20 protein-coding genes are annotated in these 23882 nt (G+C 70.8%); 13 read left to right on the top strand and 7 right to left on the bottom strand.

The genetic code is table 11. The annotated features are described in order from the left end of the window. The first annotated feature begins 5 nt into the window (after positions 1-5). Together rnc and mutM are read left to right on the top strand one after the other, a co-directional pair. Positions 6-707, top strand: coding sequence for a ribonuclease III (rnc, locus tag FB391_RS10255; RefSeq protein ID WP_141894302.1), 702 nt, complete (start codon positions 6-8; stop codon positions 705-707). Continuing rightward, positions 700-1626 carry a bifunctional DNA-formamidopyrimidine glycosylase/DNA-(apurinic or apyrimidinic site) lyase gene (mutM, locus tag FB391_RS10260; protein WP_141894303.1) on the top strand — a complete coding sequence of 309 codons (927 nt, stop codon included), beginning with the start codon at positions 700-702 and terminating at the stop codon, positions 1624-1626. The genes rnc and mutM overlap by 8 nt, the downstream gene beginning before the upstream one ends. On the opposite strand, the gene FB391_RS10265 is transcribed toward mutM, so the two are convergent. From FB391_RS10265 to FB391_RS10275, 3 genes are all read right to left on the bottom strand, one after another. Further along, positions 1627-2718 carry a GNAT family N-acetyltransferase gene (locus tag FB391_RS10265; RefSeq protein ID WP_141894304.1) on the bottom strand — a complete coding sequence of 364 codons (1092 nt, stop codon included), beginning with the start codon at positions 2716-2718 and terminating at the stop codon, positions 1627-1629. After that, positions 2711-3793, bottom strand: coding sequence for a GNAT family N-acetyltransferase (locus FB391_RS10270; RefSeq protein ID WP_185843031.1), 1083 nt, complete (start codon positions 3791-3793; stop codon positions 2711-2713). Before FB391_RS10270 ends, FB391_RS10265 begins: the two co-directional genes overlap by 8 nt. An 82-nt stretch (positions 3794-3875) precedes the next feature. Then, positions 3876-4127 (bottom strand): hypothetical protein, encoded by a 252-nt coding sequence (locus tag FB391_RS10275; RefSeq protein WP_141894305.1) that lies wholly within the window; start codon positions 4125-4127, stop codon positions 3876-3878. 492 nt (positions 4128-4619) lie between these two features. Between FB391_RS10275 and smc the strand changes: the two genes are divergently transcribed. The 4 genes from smc to FB391_RS10295 all read left to right on the top strand — a co-directional run bounded on the left by smc (position 4620) and on the right by FB391_RS10295 (position 10475). Continuing rightward, a complete protein-coding gene (smc, locus tag FB391_RS10280) occupies positions 4620-8219 on the top strand; it encodes a chromosome segregation protein SMC (protein WP_141894306.1) in 3600 nt (1199 codons plus the stop codon). 49 nt (positions 8220-8268) lie between these two features. Beyond that, positions 8269-8952, top strand: a complete 684-nt coding sequence (locus FB391_RS10285) for a hypothetical protein (protein WP_141894307.1) — start codon at positions 8269-8271, stop codon at positions 8950-8952. 69 nt (positions 8953-9021) lie between these two features. Next, positions 9022-9894, top strand: a complete 873-nt coding sequence (ftsY, locus tag FB391_RS10290; protein WP_141894308.1) for a signal recognition particle-docking protein FtsY — start codon at positions 9022-9024, stop codon at positions 9892-9894. Positions 9895-9974: 80 nt separating this feature from the next. Beyond that, positions 9975-10475 carry a DUF2004 domain-containing protein gene (locus FB391_RS10295; protein WP_141894309.1) on the top strand — a complete coding sequence of 167 codons (501 nt, stop codon included), beginning with the start codon at positions 9975-9977 and terminating at the stop codon, positions 10473-10475. A gap of 33 nt (positions 10476-10508) precedes the next feature. Here the strand turns inward: FB391_RS10295 and lipA are convergent, their stop codons facing one another. Next, positions 10509-11558: a lipoyl synthase gene (gene lipA / locus FB391_RS10300; protein ID WP_141894310.1), complete on the bottom strand. Its 1050-nt coding sequence runs from the start codon at positions 11556-11558 to the stop codon at positions 10509-10511. Next, positions 11555-12232, bottom strand: coding sequence for a lipoyl(octanoyl) transferase LipB (lipB, locus tag FB391_RS10305; protein WP_281286430.1), 678 nt, complete (start codon positions 12230-12232; stop codon positions 11555-11557). The genes lipA and lipB overlap by 4 nt, the downstream gene beginning before the upstream one ends. A gap of 55 nt (positions 12233-12287) precedes the next feature. On the opposite strand from lipB, the gene FB391_RS10310 reads away from it, so the two are divergent. Genes FB391_RS10310 through ffh form a run of 3 tightly spaced genes read left to right on the top strand, consistent with a single transcriptional unit; the run spans position 12288 to position 15330 of the window. After that, positions 12288-12719, top strand: a complete 432-nt coding sequence (locus FB391_RS10310; protein ID WP_141894312.1) for an ACT domain-containing protein — start codon at positions 12288-12290, stop codon at positions 12717-12719. Positions 12720-12728: 9 nt separating this feature from the next. Beyond that, positions 12729-13718: a TetR family transcriptional regulator gene (locus tag FB391_RS10315; protein WP_141894313.1), complete on the top strand. Its 990-nt coding sequence runs from the start codon at positions 12729-12731 to the stop codon at positions 13716-13718. A 49-nt stretch (positions 13719-13767) separates the two neighbouring features. Further along, positions 13768-15330: a signal recognition particle protein gene (gene ffh, locus FB391_RS10320; protein WP_141894314.1), complete on the top strand. Its 1563-nt coding sequence runs from the start codon at positions 13768-13770 to the stop codon at positions 15328-15330. Positions 15331-15378: 48 nt separating this feature from the next. Here ffh and FB391_RS10325 read toward each other — a convergent pair whose 3' ends face one another. Continuing rightward, the gene (locus FB391_RS10325) at positions 15379-16542 is read right to left on the bottom strand and encodes a glutamate--cysteine ligase (protein WP_141894315.1); all 1164 of its coding nucleotides are present in this window, start codon (positions 16540-16542) and stop codon (positions 15379-15381) included. Between the two features lie 192 nt (positions 16543-16734). Here FB391_RS10325 and rpsP point away from each other — a divergent pair, with 192 nt between their 5' ends. The 4 genes from rpsP (at position 16735) to FB391_RS10345 (ending at position 22301) form a co-directional block, all read left to right on the top strand. After that, positions 16735-17166 carry a 30S ribosomal protein S16 gene (gene rpsP / locus FB391_RS10330; protein WP_141894316.1) on the top strand — a complete coding sequence of 144 codons (432 nt, stop codon included), beginning with the start codon at positions 16735-16737 and terminating at the stop codon, positions 17164-17166. Positions 17167-17170: 4 nt separating this feature from the next. Continuing rightward, positions 17171-17401: an RNA-binding protein gene (locus tag FB391_RS10335; RefSeq protein WP_141894317.1), complete on the top strand. Its 231-nt coding sequence runs from the start codon at positions 17171-17173 to the stop codon at positions 17399-17401. Position 17402: 1 nt separating this feature from the next. Next, on the top strand, positions 17403-18065 hold the full coding sequence (gene rimM, locus FB391_RS10340) for a ribosome maturation factor RimM (RefSeq protein ID WP_425462953.1): 663 nt from the start codon (positions 17403-17405) through the stop codon (positions 18063-18065). 117 nt (positions 18066-18182) lie between these two features. Beyond that, positions 18183-22301, top strand: a complete 4119-nt coding sequence (locus FB391_RS10345; RefSeq protein ID WP_141894318.1) for a bifunctional nitrate reductase/sulfite reductase flavoprotein subunit alpha — start codon at positions 18183-18185, stop codon at positions 22299-22301. A gap of 119 nt (positions 22302-22420) precedes the next feature. On the opposite strand, the gene FB391_RS10350 is transcribed toward FB391_RS10345, so the two are convergent. Next, positions 22421-23830 carry an MFS transporter gene (locus FB391_RS10350; protein WP_141894319.1) on the bottom strand — a complete coding sequence of 470 codons (1410 nt, stop codon included), beginning with the start codon at positions 23828-23830 and terminating at the stop codon, positions 22421-22423. Between the last annotated feature and the right edge of the window lie 52 nt (positions 23831-23882).

Here is a 23882-nt window from a genome sequence, read left to right on the forward strand (position 1 = left end):
CTGACGTGACCGACGTCACTGCCGAGCGTCTGGCGCTCGCAGAACTCACACAGAAGCTCGGGGTCGATATCGACCCCGAGCTTCTGTCGCTGGCGCTCACGCATCGTTCGTGGGCGTACGAGAACGGGCAGGCTCCGCACAACGAGCGGCTGGAGTTCCTGGGCGATTCCGTGCTCGGCCTCGCCGTGACCGAGCGCCTGTTCACCGGGCATCCCGAGCTCGAAGAGGGCGCGCTGGCCAAGCGGCGCGCGAGCGTCGTGTCGACCGTGGCCCTCGCCGAGATCGCGCGCGGCATCGACCTCGGCCGCCATCTGCTGCTGGGGCGCGGCGAGGACATGACCGGCGGACGCGACAAAGACTCGATCCTGGCCGACACGATGGAGGCCATCTTCGGCGCCACGCACCTGTCGGCCGGTCCGGATGCCGCCACCGCCCTCGTGCTGCGGCTGGTCGAGCCGCTCCTGGCCGACCCCGAACGGTACGGCGCGGCGATGGATCCCAAGACGGCGCTGCAGGAGTTCGCGGCGCACGGCGGCATGCAGCCTCCCGTGTACGCGGTGACCTCGACAGGTCCCGATCACGACCGGGAGTTCACCGCGACGGTGATGGTCGGCGACCTCAGCGCCGACGGCGTCGGCACCAGCAAGAAGCACGCCGAGATGGCCGCCGCGCTCACGGCGTGGCGAGAGCTCACCGGGCGTGCCTGAGCTTCCCGAGGTCGAGGTCGTCCGAGCCGGCCTCGCGCCTGCCGTGGCGCACTCCACCGTGCTCGGCGTCTCGGTGCTCGACGAGCGTGCGCTGACGCGGCATCCCGGCGACGGATCCGACTTCGAGGCCGCGCTGACCGGGCGACGTCTGCGCGGGGCGGTGCGCCGCGGGAAGTTCCTGTGGCTGCCGCTCGAACCCCGCACGGGCGACGGAGCAGCCGAGCAGGCCGTCGTCGGCCATCTCGGCATGAGCGGTCAGCTGCTGCTGCGCGCCCCGGGAAGCGCGCCCGAGCGGCATGAGCGCGTGCGCATCGATCTGGCGCACCCCGTCCACGGCGAGGTGTCGGTCGTCTTCGCCGACCAGCGGACGTTCGGCTCGCTCGCGATCGACGACCTCGTCGCCACGCCCGACGGTGCGGCCGGCGGCTTCGGCGGGGACGAGGCATCCGTCCCTCGTCAGGTCGCCCACATCGCACGCGACCCGCTCGATCCTGCGTTCTCGGATGCCGGCTTCCGGCGCGCGCTGACGCGCAAGGACTCCGCCATCAAGCGCGTGCTGCTGGATCAGACGGTGATCAGCGGGGTCGGCAACATCTACGCGGATGAATCGCTGTGGGCCGCGCGGATCCACCCCGAGACACCGGCGCGCGACCTCTCCACGCGCGCGGTCAACCGCACGCTGGCCGAAGTCCGCCACGTGCTCGACAAGGCGCTGGCAGAGGGTGGCACAAGCTTCGACGCCCAGTACGTGAACGTCAACGGCCAGGCCGGGTACTTCGCGCACTCGCTCAACGCCTACGGCCGCACCGGGGAGCCGTGTCCCCGCTGCGGCCGTCCGATCATGCGTGTCTCGTTCACCAACCGCTCGAGCCACTTCTGCGCCCACTGCCAGCGGCTGCCGCGGCGCCCGCGGGCCTGATCAGTCGAGCACCTTCTTCCACGCACCCGCGTACGACGCCGGCACGAAGCCGATCGCCTCGTTGATGTCGAGCATGTGGCGGTTCTCTTCGGCGTTGAACGTCGACACGCGCGGCGACTGCGGCGCGATCGTGCGCCAGCGCAGCAGGTTCGCGCACTTGACGATGGTGCCGAGCCGGTGCCCGCGATGCTCCTTCACGACGAGTGTGCCGAACTGCTGCGTCGCCCCCGCCGGGTCGTCCGCGATCGCCAGCTCGTTGTAGGCGACGACGCGGCCCGTGGGGACATGCAGCACCGCGGCGACCGACACCGTGAGCCCCTGCGCCTGCAACCGGGCATCACGCCGCTTCACGCGGGCGGCATCCCAGTGCTGCTCGTCGACCACGAGCCCGCCCTGCGGCGTGTCGGTCGACATGCGCGAGAGCGCGTACGCGAAGCCGTCCACGTACTCGGGTGGCGTCGGCGACGTCCACACGACAGGGCGGTAGTCGTCGCCGGCCGCAGCCTCGGCATCGTGCAGCATCCGCTCGACCATCGAGAAGTCCCCGGTCAGGTCGAAGACGCTGTTGCGCTCTACCTGCTCGAGGGTGAAGCCGTGCGCCAGCTGCAGCAGGGCTTCGGTATCCGCGGGGATCGATCCCCAGCCGGTGGGCGATTCGAGCCGATCGCCGACGGCGTCCGGGCGGTGGAGGGTCCAGGTCTGGATCGTCGAGATGCCGCGGTCCCTCGCTTCGCGCTCCACCTCGGCGAGGAGGGACTTCTCGACGCCCTGGCCGCGGCGCGGCGGGTCGACCATCAGATCGAACTCGATCGCGCTGACGTCCGGCTGATTCGAGATCAGCATCTTGACCACGCCCAGAACGTCGTCGCCGCGGAGGGCCGCGAAGGCCAGCTGCGTCCAGTCGGTCTGGTCCTGCCACATCCCCAGCATCTCTTCGGGCTCTTCGTGCAGGTAGTCGTGACCGGCGTCGTGCAGGCAGACGGCGTTGGCGATCCGGACCATCTCGACGAACAGCCGGGCGTCGGGGGCGTCGACGCTCGCGGGGACGGCGACCGCCCGAACGGTGATCACGTCGGTGGCGATGTCAGACATCGAGCACCTTCTTCCACGCGCCGTCGTAGGCGATCGGCACGAACCCGATGGCCTCGTTGATGTCGAGCATGGGACGGTTCTCCTCTGCGTTGTAGGTGATGACGCGCGGCGACGCGGGGGCGATGTCGCGCCAGGCCATGAGCCCCGCGCACTTCACCAGCGTGCCGAGCTTGTGGCCGCGGTGCTCCTTGAGCACCAGGGTGTCTTCCTGATGGGATGCCTCGGTCAGGTCCTTGCCGATGACCAGCTCGTTGAAGGCGCACAGCTCGCCGGTGGCGATGTGCTGGGCGGCGGTGACGAGCAGCGTGCGGCCGGCGTCGGTGTATTTCGCGTCGTGCTCGGCGATGCGAGCGGCGTCCCACGTTTCTTCGGCGAACTCCATGGCACCGGTCGGGGTGTCCGTCGACATGCGCGACTTCATCCACGCGTAGCCGTCGACGTACTCGGCAGGCGTCGGTGCACCCCACTGCACGACGCGGTAGTCGCTCGACGCCGCCTCGGCGACGGCGCGCAGACGCTCGACCTCGTCGAACGGCCCGGTGAGGTCGAAGGCGCTGCTGCGCTCGACCTGCTCCAGCGTGTAGCCGTGACCGAGATAGAAGCGCGCGACATGGTCCTCGGGGACGCTGCCGAACCCGGTCGGCGGTGTGAGCCGCGGGCCGTCGGACGCGGGGTGCTCCGCCCATGACTGCAGGACGGTGCGCCCGTGCTCCCGAGCGGTGCGCTCGACGAGCTCGTAGGCCGCTGATCCGATTCCACGTCCCCACGTCCGACGCAGCAGCTCGATCAGCCAGAAGGCCGCGTTCGAGCCTTCGTCGTGCGGGATGTCGACGCCGACACGCCCGATGACTTCGTCCTGGTCGAGCACGATCCACGAGCAGCGGGTCTCATACGCGTTCGGCCGGTAGTGCGGGAGCAGCTCGTCGGGCGCGATGGCCTCGTCGCCGTGGCCCGAGATCTCACGGTAGATCTCGTTGCGGACGCGGACCATCTCGACGAAGTCGGCGGCGTCGGGGGAGTCGATCGATTCGGGGATGACGAGCGGGCGGAGTTCCAGCCCGGTGATGGTGGTCATGATGTGCGTGTGCTCCTGGTGAGAGGGGTCGAAGGTTCTGGAGGGGTCCGCCGCCCGGAGCGGGCGGCGGACCCGGTGGCGATCACAGGCCGTGAGCGAGGATGACGCCCCGCAGATACGCGCGTTCGCGCTCGGCGGCATCTTCCTGGCGACGGTATGCGTCGGCGTGCCGGCCGCGGTCGTCCGTCAGTCGCGGGGTGCGCGTGCTCCACAGGAGCAGGCGCACCGCGAGGTGCATGGCGAGGCGATCGACGAGAGGCACGCGGTCGGGATTCGGGAGTCGCAGCGAGTCGGTGTCATCCGATCGGCGCTGCGGCGCGAGATTCGTACTCATGATGGTTCTTCTTCCGATGGGGAGGAGGGATGCCGCCGGCGGGCGCCGGAGGCGGGGATGCCGTACCGCAGCACGACGGATGGATGCAGGGGGGCGCGCGCTCAGCACCCGGACGCGGGTGCGGCGCAGCAGACGGTCGTCGCCCCGAAACGGGCAGACTCGTCCCCTGCGGGGATCAGATGGCGGCGGGGAACCGGCCGCTCAGCACAGCGCCGAAGGAGACGGTCCCCGACGTAAACGCACGAGTCGCTTCGCCTTCGCGGGCGACGACTCCAGTGGTGTTGTTGATCATCATCGGTGGACCTCCTTTCTCGACTTCAGACGCGGAGAGTGACGCTAGCGCGGTTCTGTGGTCCGCGTCAAGCGAATTCGCAGATTCGATGCGCACATGGCGTGTCGCGGCATCCCGGCATCCACGGCCCGTCACTCGGGATCGGGGGTTTCGCTCCGGTAGCGTAGGCGGGTAATCGACCGGGGGCGGAGGGCGCAGCCATGCACCTGAAGAGCGTGACGCTCAAAGGGTTCAAGTCGTTCGCCCAGCCGACGACCTTCGCCCTCGAGCCCGGGGTCACCTGCATCGTGGGGCCCAACGGCTCGGGCAAGTCGAACGTCGTCGACGCGCTGGCGTGGGTGATGGGCGAGCAGGGCGCCAAGACGCTGCGCGGCGGCAAGATGGAGGACGTCATCTTCGCCGGCACCGCGACACGCGGCCCGCTCGGGCGCGCCGAGGTGCAGCTCACCATCGACAACGCCGATGGCGCGCTGCCGATCGAGTACTCCGAGGTGACGATCAGCCGGACGCTGTTCCGCAACGGCTCCAGCGAGTACGCGATCAACGGCGAGTCCTGCCGTCTGCTGGACGTGCAGGAGCTGCTGAGCGACTCGGGCCTCGGCCGCGAGATGCACGTGATCGTCGGTCAGGGACGGCTGGACAGTGTGCTGCAGGCGACGCCCGAAGACCGCCGCGGGTTCATCGAGGAGGCGGCGGGTATCCTCAAGCACCGGCGCCGCAAAGAGAAGACGCTCCGCAAGCTCGACGCGATGGAGGCGAACCTCACGCGGTTGAGCGATCTCGCCGGCGAGCTGCGCCGACAGCTGAAGCCGCTCGGGCGGCAGGCCGAGATCGCCCGTGAGGCCGCGACGATCGCGGCGGTCGTGCGCGACGCCAAGGCGCGGCTGTTCGCCGACGAGCTCGTCGGCCTGCGCGAGGAACTCGCCTCGCACACCCGCAGCGAGCACGAACGGCACGCAGAGAGACTCGTCCTGCAGGAGCGCCTCGACAACGCGAAGGTGCGCATCGATCAGCTCGAGGCCGATCAACGCTCCGAAGCCGTCGATCAGGCGCGCCGGGTCGCCTACGGACTGGAGCGCGTTCAGGAACGGCTGCGCGGGCTGTACGCCCTCGCCGGCCAGCGGCTGGCGCTCCTCGGCGACGCCGAGGACGAGGAGCGCATCGAGCTGACCACGGTGTCGCAGGCGATGATCGACGAGGCGCGCGCCGAGATCGACGAGGTGTCGGACGGGCTCGGGGCCGCTCAGGATGCCGCGGCCGAGGCCGCGCGCGACGTGATGCGCGCGCGGGCGGAGCTCGATGCGCTCGACGTGGACATCGCCGCGCAGAGCGCCCTCGTGTCGGAGCACGACATGCGGATCACCGCGCTGCGGGGGACCGCGGAGGCTGCCGCCTCGGCGCTGGCCGCGGTGCGTGCGGCGGTCGAGCGCCAGCAGCGGGCCCTCGATGCCGCGCTCGCACGGCGGGCCGAAGCGGAGCAGATCCTCGCGGGCGTCGACCCGGATCTCATGCCCGAAGGTGCGTCGGCCGATCACGCCGCCGCCTACGAGGCCGCCCAGCGCGAGAGCGCCGACGCCGAGACCGCGGTCGCCTCGTTCCGCGAACGACTGCACGCGGCCGAGCGCGAGCGTGAGGCGCTCACGGCCCAGACGGCGGCGCTCAGTCGCGCCCTGGACGTGCAGAACGGCGCGTCGTCGCTCATCGCGCAGGGCCTCGCCGGCGTGCGCGGTCTCGTCGGCGACGCGGTCCAGGTCACGCCGGGTTTCGAAGCGGCCGTCGCCGCCGTGCTCGGCCCGCTCGCCGAAGGGGTGCTGGTCGAGGACCGGACGAGCGCGTTCGCCGTCGCCGAGGCCGTCCGCGGCGAGGACGCCGGCGTCGTGGACATCGTCATCGCGGACGCCGGCATGATGCGTCCGGCCTTCCCGGCGCTGCCCGGCATCGTGCCGGCACGCGACGTCGTGACGGCACCGGAGGGAGTGCTGGGGCTGCTGTCGTACGTCGTCGTCGCCGACGACCTGGAGACGGCCCAGGCGGCCGGACCGTCGCTGGCCGACGCCGAGCTGGGCGGGCCGGTCACGGTCGTCACACGCCGGGGCGAGGTGTACACCGAATACTCGCTGCGCGCAGGAACGGGCGCCTCACGGTCGCGCCTCGAGCTGACGGCCGAGCGGGATGCCGCCGCGGAGCGCCGCGACGAGGTCGCCGCCGTCGCCGACAGCCTGCGGGAGCAGCTGGAGCAGGCCTCGCGGTCGCTGGAGTCCGCGCGGCAGCGCACGAAGACCGCGCTGACGACTCTGCGGGAGCACGATGCGGCACTGGCAGCTCACGCGGAGCAGCTCAACCGGGCGACGGTGCGGCACGAGGCGGCGGTCGCCGAATGCGAGCGCCTCGAGTCGGGGCTCGCGCAGGCGACGGCGGCGGTCGAAGAGGCCGAGGGCTCCGCCCGCACGGCAGACGACCAGCTCACGGCGGCGCTGGAAGCGCCGCGTCCGATCCTCGACGCGTCCGCGCGCGAGGGGATGCTGGCCGCGCTCGATGAGGCCCGGGACGCCGAGATGCGCTCGCGACTGGACGTCGAGACGCTGCGCGAGCGCATCCGCGCCGGCGAAGCGCGGGTCATCGCGCTCGAGCGCCAGCGGGAGCGCGAGAAGGAGGCGGCTGCGGAGGCGGCGCGACGCGCGGTGATCAGGCGCGCGCAGCGTGAGATCGCCGCCGGTGTCGCCGGCCAGCTTCCCGCTGTCATCGACTCGGTCGACCGGTCGCTCGCTCAGGCGCGCGCCGAGCTCGCCGCCGCCGAGTCGGCGCGCACGGCGCTGACCACCGAACTCGCCGAGCTGCGCGCACAGGAGTCCTCGGTCCGCGAGCGTCTCGCTGGGCTCACCGAGAGCGTGCACAGTCTCGAGCTGCAGATCCACGAGAAGCGGCTGCATGTCACCGGGCTGCTGGAGCGCGTGCAGTCAGAGCTGGGACTCGACGAGAGTATTCTGGTTTCGGAATATGGCCCTGACCAGCCGATCCCGGCGGACGACGTGCTCGTGGCAGCCGTCACCGACCGGTCGGCCGGCGGGGACGACGCGCCCGCGGCGGACGACGCGATGCCGGAGACGGCGCCTGAGGAGGGCGTGACGTCGGTGCCGTTCGACCGCGCGCGTCAGCGACGCCGCCTGCAGGAGGCCGAGCGCAAGCTCGCCCAGCTCGGCCGCGTGAACCCGCTCGCACTCGAAGAGTTCGCGGCGCTCGAGCAGCGCCACAAGTTCATGACCGAACAGCTCGCCGACCTGACGCAGACGCGCAGAGACCTCATGACGATCATCGAAGAGCTCGACGAGCGCATGCAGACGATCTTCCTGGCTGCGTTCGAAGACACCAAGGTCGCCTTCGGAGAGGTGTTCCCGATCCTGTTCCCCGGCGGCACCGGATCGATCTCGCTGACCGATCCCGACTCACCGCTCACGACAGGCATCGAGGTGGCCGTGCGTCCGGTCGGCAAGAAGATCGAGCGCCTGTCGCTGCTGTCCGGAGGGGAGCGGTCGCTGGCGGCGGTGGCGCTCCTCACCGCCATCTTCAAAGCTCGGCCCAGCCCCTTCTACATCCTCGACGAGGTGGAGGCGGCGCTCGACGACGCCAACCTCGGCCGACTGCTCGGCGTCTTCGAGCAGCTTCGGGTGTCCAGTCAGCTCATCGTCATCACGCACCAGAAGCGCACGATGGAGATCGCCGACGCCCTGTACGGCGTCTCGATGCGCCAGGACGGCGTGTCGGCCGTCGTAGGCCAGCGTGTCGGCGAACGAGTGGCGTGACGGCATCCACCGATCCACCCGACAGCTCTTCCGACGAGAGGTTCCCGCCATGACCCACCCACTTCGCACGGCCGCCGGACTCGGCGTCCTGATCGCGGGCGCCGTGACGCTCGCCGGCTGCGCGCTTCCGATGCCCACGATCGTCGGCCCTGCCGAATCGTCGACGCAGGAGCCCACCGACGACGGCGGGACCGATGAGCCGACGACGGACGAGACGTCGATCGGCGATCTTCCGTTCGACGTCGAGTTCGACGCGGCGACCATGACGCTGCAGTGGACCGACCCCTTCATGACGGACTCGAACTACACCGTGAGCGCCGCCGACGACGGCAACGGGAGCTGGGCGTACACCGACACCCGCTCGGGCTGCGTCGCGACCTTCTACCAGGGCACCATCACCGATCTCGACACGTCGCTCGACGACAGTGCGCTGACCGACTCGATGCTCGCCATCGTGCTGACCAGCGACGGCGACACGGTGACCGGCGACGACGTCGCGCAGTACGCGTATGACGACCTGATCCCGCTCTCGCCGTCCGGCACCGTCGACACCCGGAGCATCACGAGCTCGAGCGACGACGGCACATCGTGGCTCGACACGGCGCGCATGTTCGGCTCGGTCGGCGGCGGCATCTACCTCGGCATCCAGTGCCCGTCGGGTCAGGACGCGACGACCGAGCTCGAGACGCTCATCGGCGACGGCCTGGCCGCCATGATCGTCCCGGTCCCGTAGGCCGACACCGCCCCGGAGGCGGTGCGCGGGCGGTCGGAGCCGTCGCGCGCCCGCCTCTAGGCTGGAGGCATGGCAGAGAGCTCCTGGTCGCTCGGTCGCGCGCTGCGCGGCATGTTCGTCAAGCCCACGATCGACGAGAACACGTGGGAGGACCTCGAGAGCGCGCTGCTGACGGCGGACTTCGGCCCCGACATCACCGAGCGGATCGTCGACGAGCTGCGCGAGAAGGTCGAGCGGTTCCGCACGACCGATCCCCGGGACCTCCAGCGCATGCTGAAGGAGACGCTCGAAGAGCACTTCGCCAAGTTCGACACCACCCTGCGCCTCACCGAGCGGCCCGCGGTCGTCCTCGTCGTCGGCGTCAACGGCGTCGGCAAGACCACGACGATCGGCAAGTTCGCGAAGTTCCTGCAGCGGTACGGGCGCTCGGTCGTCGTCGGCGCCGCCGACACGTTCCGCGCGGCCGCCGTCGACCAGCTGGCGACGTGGGCGGAGCGGGGCGGCGCAGCGATCGTCCGACCCCAGCAGGAGGGCCAGGACCCGGCATCCGTCGCCTTCCAGACGATCGAGTACGCCAAGAGCACCGGCACCGAGATCGTCCTGGTCGACACCGCCGGCCGGCTGCACACCAAGGGCGGGCTCATGGACGAGCTCAGCAAGATCCGCCGCGTGATCGAGAAGCAGGCTCCGATCAGCGAGGTGCTGCTCGTGCTGGACGCCACGACCGGGCAGAACGGCGTCATGCAGGCGCAGGCGTTCCTGGAGCACGCCGGCGTGACGGGTCTGGTGATCACGAAGCTCGACGGCTCGGCCAAGGGCGGGTTCGTCCTGGCCGTGCAAGAGCGCACGGGCATCCCGGTGAAGCTGCTCGGGCAGGGCGAGGGCATCGGCGATCTCACGGGCTTCACGCCCCACGTGTTCGCGGCATCCCTCGTCGACTGATCGGGCGCGGCGCGCGACCGAATCGCCGCGACCGCGTGTCCGGGCTTTCGCCGGAGGGCCGGGTGCGGTTTCATGGGGTCATGGCGATCGAGCACGACTACTTCGGACTCCTCGAATCGGGCCCAGACGGATCGATCTTCTGGTCTGAGAACGTCGAGCTGGGGGATCAGTCCGTCACGGTCGACCTCACCGCGCCCGACCAGGACGACGTGTCGCCCGCGGCGCTCGACGTCGCCGCGGCGCTCATCTCGTCGCTCGAAGCCATCGACCTGAGCGCGCGCAACGCGATGGTCAACGAGCTCAACGACCGCACCAGCGAGGTGACCGAATACATCCTGCAGCAGCAGGAGGCGCTCGGCGAGGCGCTGGAGGACGTGCTCGTCGACATCTCGGGGGACGTCCACATGGACGTCATCCGGTCGCTGCAGCTCATGAGCATGACGATCCTCGCCGACGAGCACGGCGGATCGGACCCGTTCGCGGTCCTCGAGTACGCGCTCGATCCGGACGCCACCGACGACGTCCTGCTGGTGAACCTGGACTCCGACGGGGCGGTCCAGTCGGTCACGAGCGCCGACTGAACCGACCCGCCATCCGGTCGGGGGGACCCGGGTTCAGACCGCCTGCGCGAAACCGCGGTCGACGTGCACGTCCTCGGCGATGTGTGCGAGGTGCGAGGGGATCTCGCGCCCCTTCGACAGCATCGACTGCGCCCAGAGGCGTCCGGCACGGTACGACGAGCGCACGAGCGGCCCGGCGAGCACTCCGAGGAAGCCGATGCGCTCGGCCTCCTCCTTGAACTCGACGAACTCCTGCGGCTTCACCCAGCGCGCCACCGGGAGGTGGCGCGGCGACGGTCGCAGGTACTGCGTGATGGTGATGATGTCGGTGCCCGCGTCGTGAAGGTCCTGCAGCGCCTGCACGACCTCCTCGGGCTCCTCGCCCATGCCGAGGATGAGGTTCGACTTCGTGATGAGCCCGGCATCCCGCGCCTGGGTCAGGACATCGAGCGAGCGCTCGTAGCGGAATGCCGGCCGGATCCGCTTGAAGATGCGCGGCACCGTCTCGACGTTGTGCGCGAACACCTCGGGGCGACTGTCGAACACCTCCTCGAGGAGGGCCGGATCCCCGTTGAAGTCCGTCGCGAGGATCTCCACGCCGGTGTTCGGATTCATCGCGTGGATCTGCCGCACGGTCTCGGCGTGCAGCCACGCTCCGCCGTCGGGAAGGTCGTCGCGCGCGACGCCGGTGACGGTCGCGTAGCGGAGGTTCATGCGGACGACGCTCTCGGCGACACGGCGAGGCTCGTCCGTGTCGTAGTCGGCGGGCTTGCCGGTGTCGATCTGGCAGAAGTCGCAGCGTCTCGTGCACTGCGAGCCGCCGATGAGGAACGTGGCCTCGCGGTCTTCCCAGCACTCGTAGATGTTGGGGCAGCCCGCCTCCTGGCAGACGGTGTGCAGCTCCTCGGTCTTCACCAGCGAGTGCAGGGCCTGGTACTCCGGGCCCATCTTCGCCTTCGTCTTGATCCACTCCGGCTTGCGCTCGATGGGCGTCTGGGCGTTGCGCACCTCGAGGCGCAGGAGCCTGCGTCCGTCGGGCGCCGCGGACGGGGTGGATGCCGCCGCCTGGCCGGCCGCGGACGCGCCGCTGCCGCACGCGCTCATGCGCTCACGCCCGCGTACTCGGCCTCGAACACGCGGCTCACGGTTCCGACGACGTCGCGTGGGGTGACGTCGGCCCCGAGGATCTCGCTCACCGTCGTGACGCCGGCATCCGTGATGCCGCATGGGATGATGCCGCGGAACCCGGCGAGCGTGTTGGCGCAGTTGAGCGCGAAGCCGTGCATCGTGACGCCGCGCTGGACGCGCACGCCGATCGCGGCGACCTTGTCCTCGCCGAGCGGCCGGCGCACCCACACGCCGCTGCGGCCCTCGACGCGGTAGCCGTCGACGCCGTGCTCGGCCAGCGCGTCGATGAGCAGCCCCTCCAGACGCCGGACGTGGGCGACCACGTCGACGGGCTCGTGCAGGCGCACGATGGGGTAGCCGACGAGCTGTCCGGGGCCATGCCAGGTGATCTTCCCGCCGCGGTCGACGTCGACCACGGGCGTGCCGTCGGTCGGGCGCTCATGCGCCGCGGTGCGCGCACCGGCGGTGTACACCGGTTCGTGCTCGAGCAGCAGCAGGGTGTCGGGACGAGTCCCGTCGACCACCCCGGCGTGGACGCGGCGCTGCAGCTCCCAGCCGTCCAGGTACGGGACGTAATCGGGGGAGAGGCCGACCGTCTGGATGTCGAGCATCGTGCTCCTTCGCGTCGTCGCTTGTGGCGATTGATGGATCGCGTCCAACAATACATCCCGGCTCGACGTCCGACTCCCTCGCTAGCGTGCAGCCATGACGATCGCTCACGGCCAGGAGGCCGACATCTCTCTCGCCCTGCCCGACCGGCCCGGTGCCCTCGCCGACTTCGGCGACGCTCTCGGGCGTGCCGGCATCAGCGTGGAGGGCGGGGGAGTGTGGGTCCACGAAGGACGCGGCCTCGCCCACTTCCTGGTGACCGACGTGCCGGGCGCCACGGCCGCGCTCGAGGCGGCCGGACTGGGACCGGTGACCGCGTCGCCTGTCGTGAGCGTCCGGCTCGCGCAGGACGTCCCGGGTCAGCTGGGCGCGTTCACCCGGCGGCTCGGCGACGCCGGCATCCGCATCCTGGTGCAGTACAGCGATCACGACCATCGGCTCATCGTCGTGGTCCCCGACGAGGACGGTCCCGCGGCCCGGACGATCTGCGAGCAGTGGGAGCAGGAGCGGATCGCACGCGGGTCATAGGGTGGCTTCATGTCCACCGAGCCGCGCGCGGGGCGCCCGAAGGCGTCGTCGCGAGAGACGATCGCCGAAGCCGCGTGCGAGCTGTTCCTGGAGCAGGGCTACGAGCAGACGTCGATCGTCGACATCGCCAACCGCGCCGGGGTGAGCCGGTCCAGCTTCTTCAACTACTTCTCGTCGAAATCCGACGTGCTGTGGGCGGGCCTCGACGAGCGTCTGGTCGCCTTCGAGGCCCACCTCGCAGGCGATGACGGTGCGGATGCCTCCGCGGACGTCCGCCGTGCCGCCGAGACCGTCGCCGCCGACTTCGCGCCCGACAGCCTGGCGCTCGGTATCGTGAACGCGGCCGCCATGGGGATCGAGGCGGAGTACGAACGCGACGCCGCCCTTCGGCGCGCCCGGGTCGCCCGGGCCGCGGCAGCACGATTCGCCCGCGGCGGCGCGGACCGCGTGCGCGCCGAGGTCGCCGGAGCCGCGTGGGGCGGCGCCGTACTCGCGGCGATCGAGGCCTGGGCGCATGACGGGGCCGGGCGCACGTCGCTCGCGCGGTTCCTGACGCGTGCCGCCGACGCCGCCGAGGCGGTGCGTCCGCAGCCTGCGACCGGGGTGCGTCAGCTTCGCGTGGTCGCGACGGCACCGGACTTCGACGAGGCGCTCGCCTTCTACCGCGATGTCGTCGGGATGCCGCAGGCCGAGGCCTACGAGGCAGAAGGCGGCGCCCGCGTCGCGATCCTCGACGCCGGTCGGGCCACGCTGGAGCTCGCCAATCCCGCGCAGGTCGCCTTCATCGACCGTGTCGAGACCGACGGTGACGCGCCGAGCGACGAGATCCGTGTGGCGCTCGAGGTCGAAGACGCCGCAGCGGTCGCGGAGCGGCTGGCGGCCGGCGGCGCCCGGGTCGAGGCGTCGCCTCGCGAGACGCCGTGGCGCTCGCTCAACGCGCGGCTCCGGGGTCCGGCGGGCCTGCAGCTGACGCTCTTCCAGGAGCTCGACGGGGCCTGAGGCCTCGGGCGGCGGGTGCGGGCATCCGCTCGCGTAGAATCAGGGCATCATGGCGACTTTCGGCACACTCTCCGACCGGCTCACCGAGACCTTCCGCAACCTCCGCACCAAGGGCAAGCTCACGCCCGCGGACGTCGACGGCACGGTCCGCGAGATCCGGCGCGCGCTGCTCGACGCCGACGTGGCGCTGCCCGTCGTCAAGGAGTTCACCTCCAAGGTGCGCGAGCGCGCTCTCGGCGACGAGGTGAACCGCGCGCTCAATCCCGCGCAGCAGGTCGTGCAGATCGTCAACGACGAGCTCATCGCGATCCTGGGCGGCGAGCAGCGCCGCCTGCAGTTCGCCAAGAACCCGCCGACGGTGATCATGCTCGCGGGCCTCCAGGGCTCGGGCAAGACGACGTTCGCCGGCAAGCTGTCGCGCCAGCTCGCGAAGGACGGGCACACGCCGCTCCTCATCGCCGCCGACCTCCAGCGCCCGAACGCCGTCAACCAGCTGCAGGTCGTCGCCGAGCGCGCGGGTGCCGCCATCTACGCCCCGGAGCCCGGCAACGGCGTCGGCGACCCGGTCAAGGTGGCCAAGGACGGCGTCGAGGTCGCTCGCCGGCAGCAGCACGACGTCGTCATCATCGACACCGCCGGCCGCCTCGGCGTCGACGCCGAGCTCATGAAGCAGGCCGCCGACATCCGCAAGGCGACCGACCCGGACGAGGTCCTGTTCGTCATCGACGCGATGATCGGTCAGGATGCCGTCAACACGGCCAAGGCCTTCCAGGACGGTGTCGACTTCACCGGTGTGGTGCTCTCCAAGCTCGACGGCGACGCCCGCGGCGGTGCCGCGCTGTCGGTCGCGTCGGTCACCGGCCGGCCCATCATCTTCGCGTCGACGGGTGAGGGACTGGAGGACCTCGAGGCCTTCCACCCCGACCGCATGGCATCGCGCATCCTCGACCTCGGCGACATCCTCACCCTCATCGAGCAGGCCCAGCAGGCGTTCGACGAAGAGGAGGCGCTCAAGGTCGCCGAGAAGCTCGCGACCGAGCAGTTCACCCTCGAGGACTTCCTCGCCCAGATGCAGCAGATGCGCAAGATGGGCTCGATGAAGAAGATGCTCGGGATGCTGCCGGGCATGGGCTCGATGAAGCAGCAGCTCGACGACTTCGACGAGCGCGAGATCGACCGCACCGAGGCGATCATCCGCTCGATGACGCCGGCGGAACGCCGCAACACGAAGCTCCTCAACGGATCCCGGCGCCTGCGCATCGCGCGCGGCTCGGGCATGACCGTCACGGACGTCAACCAGCTCGTGCAGCGGTTCGACCAGGCCGCCAAGATGATGAAGACCGTCGCCCGCGGCGGTGTGCCGAACATCCCCGGCATGGGGCCGATCCCGGGCGCCGGGCGCCCCGGTGCGTCCTCCAAGCGCGGCAAGCAGCAGAAGGCCAAGGGCTCGCGCTCGGGCAACCCCGCCAAGCGTGCCGCCGAGAACGCCGGCATCGCCGGGCAGGCTCCGCAGACGCCGACCGGTTCGGGCTTCGGTCTCTCCGGCGGTGCGCAGGGAGCGCCGAGCGAGGCCGACCTCGCCGAGCTGCAGAAGATGCTCGGCCGCGGCTGACCCTTCGCGTCCGGGATGCGGGGGCTCTGGCATCCCGGATCCGCGGGATCAGTGTCCGAGGTTCGCGAGGTGCTCGCGCAGTGTCGGGCCGGAGCGGAACTCGCCCACCAGGTGTCGGACGACCTCGCGCAGGTCGCCGTCGGCCGCGTCGGCGACGGCCAGCTGCCGCGCGTAGCTCGCGCCGTCGGTCAGGATCGTCTGGATGCCCGCGAGCTCCCGCGCGCACTTGAGCTCGGTCGCGATGTCGGCCACCTCTTCCAGCGTCTCGCGCAGGTGCTCGACGACCGGTCGCTGGGTGCCCAGATGGTCGACGATCACGCGGGCGTCCAGGCCGTACCGGGCTGCGCGCCACTTGTTCTCGCGGATGAACCACGGCTGGATGGTCTCGAGGTCGAGCCCTTCGTCCAGCCGGCGCGAGAAGTGCTCGACGAGCACCTGCACGAGGGCGGCGACGGCGGCCAGCTCGGGCAGCGTCGACATGCCGTCGCAGGCCCTCACCTCGATGGTTCCCCAGCGGGGCGCGGGACGGATGTCCCACCGCACCTCGGTCGCGTCGGCCATGACACCCGTGCCGATCATGTCGTCGAGGTAGCCCTCGAACTCGCGCCAGTCGTGCAGCGGCCACGGCAGCCCCGCCGTCGGGAGCTGCTGGAACACCAGCGCCCGATTGGACGCGTACCCGGTGCGCTCACCGGCCCAGAAGGGGCTCGAGGCCGACAGCGCCTGCAGGTGCGGCAGGTACACGGCGAGGGCGTTGATGATCGGGAAGACCTTGTTGACGTCGTCGACGCCGACGTGCACGTGGATGCCCCAGATCATCATGTTGCGTCCCCACCACTGGGTCCGCTCGATGAGCTTGTGGTAGCGCGTCTTGTCGGTGACGCTCTGGTCGTACCACTGCGCGAAGGGATGGCTGCCCGCGCACAGCAGGTCGACGCCGTGTGGATCGGTGTAGGTGCGCACGGCGGCGATCGCGTCGGCGATGTCGTCGACGGCGGCGGCGACGGTGTCGCCGATCCCGCTCGTGACCTCGACCGTGTTCGTCAGCAGCTCGCCGGTCACGGTGTACCGCTCCAGCGACGAGTCCTCCTCGAGCGCCGCCAGCAGCGGGGGCGCCTGCCCGATCAGGTCGCCGGTCTCGGCGTCCGCCAGCATGAGCTCCCACTCCAGTCCCACCGACGAGCGGGCGGATGTCGCGAAGGGCACCGTCATGGGCACAGTCTGGCATGTGGATGCCGCACGCCGAGCGGGTTCGTCCCCGGCGCCGTCATCTGGCACAATAGAGGGTCGGAACATGCGCTCGACCCTCTATCCAGCGTGCTGTTCCTCCTCTGAGCTCCCGCCGGGTGTGCACCCCACGCTCCAGGCGACAGGTTCGTTCCCTTCCACACATTCAGGAGAATCGTGGCTGTCAAGATTCGTCTCAAGCGCCTGGGCAAGATCCGCGCGCCTTACTACCGCATCGTCGTCGCCGACTCGCGCACCAAGCGCGACGGTCGTGTCATCGAGGAGATCGGCAAGTACCACCCGACCGAGGAGCCCTCGTTCATCGAGGTCGACTCGGAGCGTGCGCAGTACTGGCTGTCCGTCGGCGCGCAGCCGACCGAGCAGGTGCTCGCCATCCTCAAGCTGACCGGCGACTGGGGCCAGTTCAAGGGTGACAAGAACGCGGTCTCGACCGTGAAGACCCGCGAGGACAAGGCCGCCTTCGAGGCCGACTCCTCGAAGAAGTCGGTCATCAAGCCCAAGGCTGAGAAGAAGGCCGAGGAGCCCGCCGAGGCTCCCGCCGACGAGGCGACCGACGCGGCCGACGAGGCCGCCGAGTCCGCCGAGTAATCCGTTGCTCGCCGCCGCGCTCGAACACGTCGTCAAGGGGATCGTCGATCACCCCGGCGACGTCCGCATCGACTCGTCCACGTCGCCTCGCGGTGACGTGCTCGAGGTGCACGTCCACCCCGATGACCGGGGTCGCGTGATCGGGCGCGGCGGCCGCACGGCCAAAGCCCTGCGCACCCTCATCACTGCCCTCGCCGACGGCCGCCGCGTGCGCGTCGACGTGGCGGATGACTGAGGTGGCAGGCGAAGACACCACGGGGTCGGGCGAGGACGCCCGCAAGCCCGTGAACGCCGCTCCGCCGTCCGGCAAGACGCAGCTGCGCGTCGGTCGGCTCGTGAAGGCCCACGGCCTCAAGGGCGCCATCAAGCTCGAGCTGTACACCGACGACCCCGACGGACGCTTCGTCCCCGGCGCGACCTTCACCCTCCAGGTGCCCGAGTCGTCGCCGTGGCACGGCAAGCCGCTGACGGTCCGCGACTTCCGCTGGATGAACAGTCACCCCGTCGCGTTCTTCGAGGGCGTCGACGACCGCAGCACGGCGGAGGAGCTGATCCGCGCCATCCTCTGGATCGACGAGGACACGCAGTCCGCCTCCGACGAGGAGGACGCCTGGTTCGACCACCAGCTCGTCGGCCTCGACGTCGTGCGCGACGGCGCCGTCGTGGGTCGCGTGGCGCGCGTCGAGCACCTGCCGGCGCAGGATCTGCTGATCGTCCGCGTGGGCGATGACGAGGTGCTCGTGCCCTTCGTCAAGGCGATCGTCCCCGAGGTCGACGTCCCCGGCGGCCGCGTCGTCGTCACGCCGCCCCCTGGCCTGTTCGAGGACCTCCCTGAAGAGCCGGCCGAAGAGGCGCCCGCTGCGGTGCAGCAGGCCGACGAGGCCGACACCGAGGACTGACCCGCTTCACACGCTGGCCTTCTTCACACGCGGGCCGACCGCCGCGTGCAGCAGATGTGATCTGCGGGAAACACGGCGGGAAACGCTTCGGAACCTCCATGCCCGAGCCTGGATGGCATGGGTGATGCCGGCACTGCACTGGACGATGTGCACAGCGCCGCTCCGGGCGCGACGCAGCCCGTGCGCACCGTCTGCTCGTACTGCGGCGTCGGATGCGGCATCGCGGTCACGCCCGCCGACGCCGGTGCAGGGCAGCCGCTCCTCATCGCGAAGGTCGCGGGGGACCGCGCGCACCCGACGAACTCGGGCAGGCTCTGCACGAAGGGCGCGACGCACGCCGAGCTGATGCGAGCGCCGGGACGGCTGACGTCGGCGCTCGTTCGCCCCGCGCGGGGCGAACCCGCGGCGCCCGCTCCAGTCGCCGATGCGGTGAGGGATGCCGCCGCCCGCCTGCGTGCGATCGTCGACGAGCACGGGCCGGACGCCGTCGCGCTGTACGTCTCGGGGCAGATGAGCATGGAGGCGCAGTACCTCTCGAACAAGCTCGTCAAGGGGTACCTGCGCGGCATCCACATCGAATCCAATTCGCGGCTGTGCATGGCGTCCGCCGGCACCGGGTACAAGCAGTCGCTCGGCGCCGACGGTCCGCCGGGGTCGTACGAGGACTTCGACCGCGCCGACCTGTTCTTCGTCATCGGGTCGAACACTGCGGACTGCCATCCCATCCTGTTCCTGCGGATGGCCGACCGGCTGAAGCAGGGAGCGAAGCTCATCGTCGTCGATCCGCGGCGCACCGCCACCGCTGATCGCGCCGACCTGTTCCTGCAGATCCGCCCGGGAACGGACCTCGCGCTGCTCAACGGCCTGCTGCATCTGCTCGTCGAGGCGGGTGACATCGACGAGGAGTTCATCGCGGCGCACACCGAGGGCTGGGAGCACATGCCCGCCCTGATCGCGGAGTACCCGCCCGCGCACGTGGCCGAGCTCACCGGGCTGGACGAGGACGACATCCGCACCGCTGCCCGCTGGATCGGCGAGGCCGGCGAATGGATGACGCTCTGGACCATGGGGCTCAACCAGTCCACGCACGGCACGTGGTCGACGAACGCGATCTGCAACCTGCACCTCGCGACCGGGGCGATCTGCCGGCCCGGCAGCGGCCCCTTCTCTCTCACCGGCCAGCCCAACGCGATGGGCGGTCGTGAGATGGGGTACATGGGCCCTGGGCTGCCCGGTCAGCGCGCGGTCTTCAGCGCGGACGACCGCGCGTTCGTCGAGGAGCAGTGGGGGATCGCGCCCGGCTCGATCCGCGCGGAATCCGGCGCGGGGACGATCGACATGTTCCGCCGCGCGGCACAGGGCGAGATCAAGGCCGTCTGGATCATCTGCAGCAACCCCGTCGCGTCGGTCGCCAACCGTCGCACGGTCATCGAGGCGCTCGAGACGGCGGAGCTCGTCATCGTGCAGGACGTGTACGGCGAGACGGCGACCACCGCGTACGCCGACGTCGTGCTGCCCGCCACGCTGTGGGTCGAGGCCGACGGCGTGAGCGTCAGCAGCGATCGCACGATGACCCTCGTCACAGAGATCGTGCCGGCGCCCGGCGAGGCGCAGCCCGACTGGCTCACGATCTGCCAGATCGGCCGAGCGATGGGTTACGACGGCTTCGACTTCGCCACGAGCGAGGCGGTGTTCGACGAGATCCGCGGCTTCTTCAACCCGCAGACCGGCTGGGACGTGCGCGGCGTCACGTACGAGCGGCTGCGGCAGTCGCCGGTGCAGTGGCCGGCGCCGCCGGACGACCCCGAGGTACGGCATCCCATCCGGTATCGCAACGACGGGATCAGCCAGACCCTGCACGTCGAGGCGGACGGCACGGTTCCCCGGCTGGCCTTCGCGACGCCGTCGCGGCGTGCGCAGTTCCTCGCGAGGCCGCACCTCGACGCCGCCGAGCTTCCCGACGACGACTACCCGTGGATTCTCAACACGGGGCGGCTCCCGCATCACTGGCACACGCTCACCAAGACCGGGCGGGTCGACAAGCTCGCCCGGCTGCATCCCGGGCCTTTCGTGGAGGTCAACCCGGTGGACGCCGAGTTGCAGGGGATCGCCGACGGCGACCAGGTCGAAGTCGCATCGCGGCGAGGACGTGTCGTGGTCCCCGCCGTCGTCACCGACCGCGTCCAGCAGGGTGGCCTGTTCGCACCGTTCCACTGGAACGACGAGCACGGTGAGTACGTGACGGTGAACGCCGTGACGAACGACGCCGTGGATCCGTCGTCGGCACAGCCCGAGTTCAAGTACGCGGCGGTGTCGCTGCGCCGCGTCGGGCCCGCGCCGGCTGCGGCGGACGACGGCGCAGATGTCGAGGCGACGCTCGTGGGCGCCGGGGTGACGGTGACCCCACCGGAGCTCACCGACATCGAGGGCGCCTACCTCGCCGGCTTCCTGTCGATGGTGCGCTCGGTGACGCTCGCCCCGGGGCAGGTGCCCGTGCTGCCGCCCGAGGCGCCCCTCGGCGACCGCGTGCGCGCGTGGTTCGACGGCGTGCTGGCGGGCGCCTTCTCGCGCGCCCCGGCGGGAGGGATGCCTGCGGCCGGCCGTTCGCCGGTCGACGAGGTCGTCGTGCTGTGGGGATCGCAGACCGGCAACGCCGAGGAGTTCGCGACGGCGGCGACCGCTGCACTGGGCGCGCGCGGCATCGCCGCTCGTGCCCGGAGCATGGCGGAGCTCCGTGCCGCGGATCTGACCGAGGTGCGACGGCTGCTGGTGGTGACCTCGACCTTCGGGGACGGCGGCCCGCCCGACAACGCCGCGTCGCTGTGGCACGACCTCAATGCCGAGGACGCACCGGAGCTGTCGGGCCTGCAGTACGCGGTGCTCGCCCTGGGCGACTCGAACTACGACGACTTCTGCGGCCACGGCCGCCGGCTCGACGAGAGGCTCGGCGAACTCGGCGCGACGGCGCTCCTGGAGCGCGTCGACCTCGAACCCGATGCGGACGCCCCGCGCGACGCCTGGCTGACCCAGATCCTCGCGACTCTGGCCGACGCAGGGGGCGAAGACGCGGCATCCGCTTCTTCGAGCGTCGCGGTGTCGACGCCGGCGCCGGCCAAGCGCCTGTTCTCGCGCGCCAACCCGGTGCACGCGTCGCTCGTGCGCAACGACCTGCTGAGCGGCCCCGGCTCGCAGAAGGAGGTGCGCCGGTTCGCGTTCGACCTGTCGGACACGGGCGCGGCTTACGAGGCCGGCGACTCGCTGGGCGTCGTGTGCGCGAACGCGCCGGCGGTCGTCGCCGAGTGGCTGGACGCCACCGGGATCGCGCCGAGCGCCGTCGTCGAGCTCGACGGCGAGGAGCGCACGTTCGCCGACGCCCTGCGCACCCGCCTGGACATCACCAAGACACCGCTGGACCTCGTGCGCTTCGTCGCCGAGCGCAGCGGCGACAGCAGGCTCGCGACGCTGCTGCGGCGCGAGAACAAGAGCCGTCTCGACCAGTTCCTGTGGAGCCAGCAGGCGATCGACCTGGTGCGTGACTTCCCCGTGAGCGCGTCGGCCGAGGAGTGGGCAGGCGTGCTCAAGCGCCTGCAGCCGCGCCAGTACTCCATCTCGTCCAGCCCCAAGGCCGACCCCGATACCGTCGAGCTCACGGTGTCGGTCGTGCGCTTCGAGACCGAGTCCGGCCGGGCGCGCGGCGGCGTGTGCTCGACATTCCTCGCGGACGGCGCATCTCGGGTCGCCCCGGTGTACCTGCAGCGCACGCCCGCCTTCCGGCCGCCCGCGGCACCGGACACCCCGATGATCATGATCGGCCCGGGCACGGGGGTCGCGCCGTTCCGCGCGTTCCTGCACGACCGGCGCGCCGACGGCCACACCGGCCGCAACTGGCTCTTCTTCGGCGAGCAGCACGCGGCGAGCGACTTCTACTACCGCGACGAGCTCGTCGCGATGCACGACGACGGCTTCCTGACACGCCTGGACGTCGCGTTCTCGCGCGACCAGCGGCAGAAGATCTACGTGCAGGACCGCATGCTCGAGCACGGTGCCCGCCTGTGGCGCTGGCTGCAGGACGGCGCGCACCTCTACGTGTGCGGCGACGCGAGCCGGATGGCCAAGGACGTCGAGGCGACGCTCGCCACGATCGCACAGCAGCACGGCGGTCTCGGCGAGGAGGCCGCCGGGGAGTACCTGCGCACCCTCGCCGCCGACGCCCGCTACGTGCGCGACGTCTACTGACGCGGCACTGCTCCGGCGGCGGGCCTCACCCCGGCGCGCCGGGCACGCACGGTGGGCGCACGAAGACGGGAGTGGATGCCTCGGGCCGAGGCATCCACTCCCGTCGTGGCGCGGTGGGGTCAGATGCGCTGCATGGCGAGCGACGCGCGCGGGACGACGTAGACGAACAGGGTCACCAGCAGCAGGGCGACGTAGCCGGCGACGAAGCCGACGAAGGCCGCCGTGTAGCCGCCGGTCGCCAGCTGGGACGCGTTGAGCACCTGCGGCACGAGGAACCCGCCGTACGCGCCGATGGCCGAGATGATGCCCAGGGCCGCGGCCGACTTGCGCAGCATCTTCGTCGCCTCGGGGGTGCCCGTCGCGTAGCCCCTGGCCTGCGAGCGGGCCGCGAAGATGCTGGGGATCATGCGATACGTCGAGCCGTTGCCCATGCCCGTCGCGGCGAACAGCACGAGGAAGCAGGCGAGGAACACCACGAAGCTGTGCAGCTGCATGGTCCAGATGAGCGCCAGGGCGCCGACGGCCATGACAGCGAACGCGCACACGGTCACCCGGGCGCCCCCGAAGCGGTCGGCGAGGCGTCCGCCGTACGGGCGGGCGAGCGAGCCGACGAGCGCTCCGAGGAAGGCGAGCGTGATCGACGCGGTGCCGATCTGGATGGTCGAGTACTCCGGGAACTGATCGGCGATCAGCTTGGGGAACACGCTCGCGAAGCCGATGAACGAGCCGAACGTGCCGATGTACAGCAGCGCCATGACCCACAGGTGCGGCTCGCGCAGCGCCGCCGCCGAGCTGCCGAAGTCCGCCTTGGCCGACGACAGGTTGTCCATGTAGCGCCATGCGCCGAACATCGCGACGAGGATCAGTGGCACCCACATCCAGCCCGCCAGCGAGATGTTGAGCGTCGACGCGGCGCCGATGGTGACGACGATGGGCACCGCGAACTGCGCGACGGAGGTGCCGAGGTTGCCGCCGGCGGCGTTGAGGCCGAGGGCCCATCCCTTCTCCTTCTGCGGGAAGAAGTAGGTGATGTTGGCCATCGAGCTCGCGAAGTTGCCGCCGCCGACGCCGCCGAGCGCCGCGACCACCAGCAGCACGCCGAACGGCGTGTCGGGGTTGGAGACGACGATGCCGAGCAGCACCGCGGGGATGAGCAGCAGGCCCGCCGACACGATGGTCCAGTTGCGGCCGCCGAAGACCGCGACCATGAACGTGTACGGGAAGCGGAGTGTGGCGCCGACGAGGCTCGGCAGCGAGATCAGCCAGAAGGCCTCGGAGCTGGAGAGCGTGAAGCCCGCCGCCGGCAGCATCACGACGACGATGCTCCACAGCTGCCAGATGATGAACCCGAGGAACTCGGCGAAGATCGACCAGCCGAGGTTGCGCCGGGCGATCGCCCGGCCCTCGGCCTGCCAGAACGCGGGATCCTCGGCGTTCCAGCCGTCGATCCAGCGGCCGGGGCGCCGGGTGAGCGGACTGAGGGGCGGGGCAGCGGCATCCGGCGTGGACGGGGTCACGGTCGTGGTCATGGCGCCTCCTGGTGGACCGACGATGCGGGTGAGTGTGCGTCCACGCTAGAAA

The sequence above is a fragment of the Microbacterium kyungheense genome, assembly GCF_006783905.1.
GTDB classification, from domain to species: Bacteria; Actinomycetota; Actinomycetes; order Actinomycetales; family Microbacteriaceae; genus Microbacterium; species Microbacterium kyungheense.

What these genes read in the sequence shown, in the direction of transcription:
- FB391_RS10265 (WP_141894304.1), bottom strand. Translation starts at nt 2,718, where the DNA reads ATGTCTGACATCGCCACCGACGTGATCACCGTTCGGGCGGTCGCCGTC.
- FB391_RS10270 (WP_185843031.1), bottom strand. Translation starts at nt 3,793, where the DNA reads ATGACCACCATCACCGGGCTGGAACTCCGCCCGCTCGTCATCCCCGAA.
- FB391_RS10275 (WP_141894305.1), bottom strand. Translation starts at nt 4,127, where the DNA reads ATGAGTACGAATCTCGCGCCGCAGCGCCGATCGGATGACACCGACTCG.
- smc (WP_141894306.1), top strand. Translation starts at nt 4,620, where the DNA reads ATGCACCTGAAGAGCGTGACGCTCAAAGGGTTCAAGTCGTTCGCCCAG.
- FB391_RS10285 (WP_141894307.1), top strand. Translation starts at nt 8,269, where the DNA reads ATGACCCACCCACTTCGCACGGCCGCCGGACTCGGCGTCCTGATCGCG.
- ftsY (WP_141894308.1), top strand. Translation starts at nt 9,022, where the DNA reads ATGGCAGAGAGCTCCTGGTCGCTCGGTCGCGCGCTGCGCGGCATGTTC.
- FB391_RS10295 (WP_141894309.1), top strand. Translation starts at nt 9,975, where the DNA reads ATGGCGATCGAGCACGACTACTTCGGACTCCTCGAATCGGGCCCAGAC.
- lipA (WP_141894310.1), bottom strand. Translation starts at nt 11,558, where the DNA reads ATGAGCGCGTGCGGCAGCGGCGCGTCCGCGGCCGGCCAGGCGGCGGCA.
- FB391_RS10310 (WP_141894312.1), top strand. Translation starts at nt 12,288, where the DNA reads ATGACGATCGCTCACGGCCAGGAGGCCGACATCTCTCTCGCCCTGCCC.
- FB391_RS10315 (WP_141894313.1), top strand. Translation starts at nt 12,729, where the DNA reads ATGTCCACCGAGCCGCGCGCGGGGCGCCCGAAGGCGTCGTCGCGAGAG.
- ffh (WP_141894314.1), top strand. Translation starts at nt 13,768, where the DNA reads ATGGCGACTTTCGGCACACTCTCCGACCGGCTCACCGAGACCTTCCGC.
- FB391_RS10325 (WP_141894315.1), bottom strand. Translation starts at nt 16,542, where the DNA reads ATGACGGTGCCCTTCGCGACATCCGCCCGCTCGTCGGTGGGACTGGAG.
- FB391_RS10345 (WP_141894318.1), top strand. Translation starts at nt 18,183, where the DNA reads ATGGGTGATGCCGGCACTGCACTGGACGATGTGCACAGCGCCGCTCCG.
- FB391_RS10350 (WP_141894319.1), bottom strand. Translation starts at nt 23,830, where the DNA reads ATGACCACGACCGTGACCCCGTCCACGCCGGATGCCGCTGCCCCGCCC.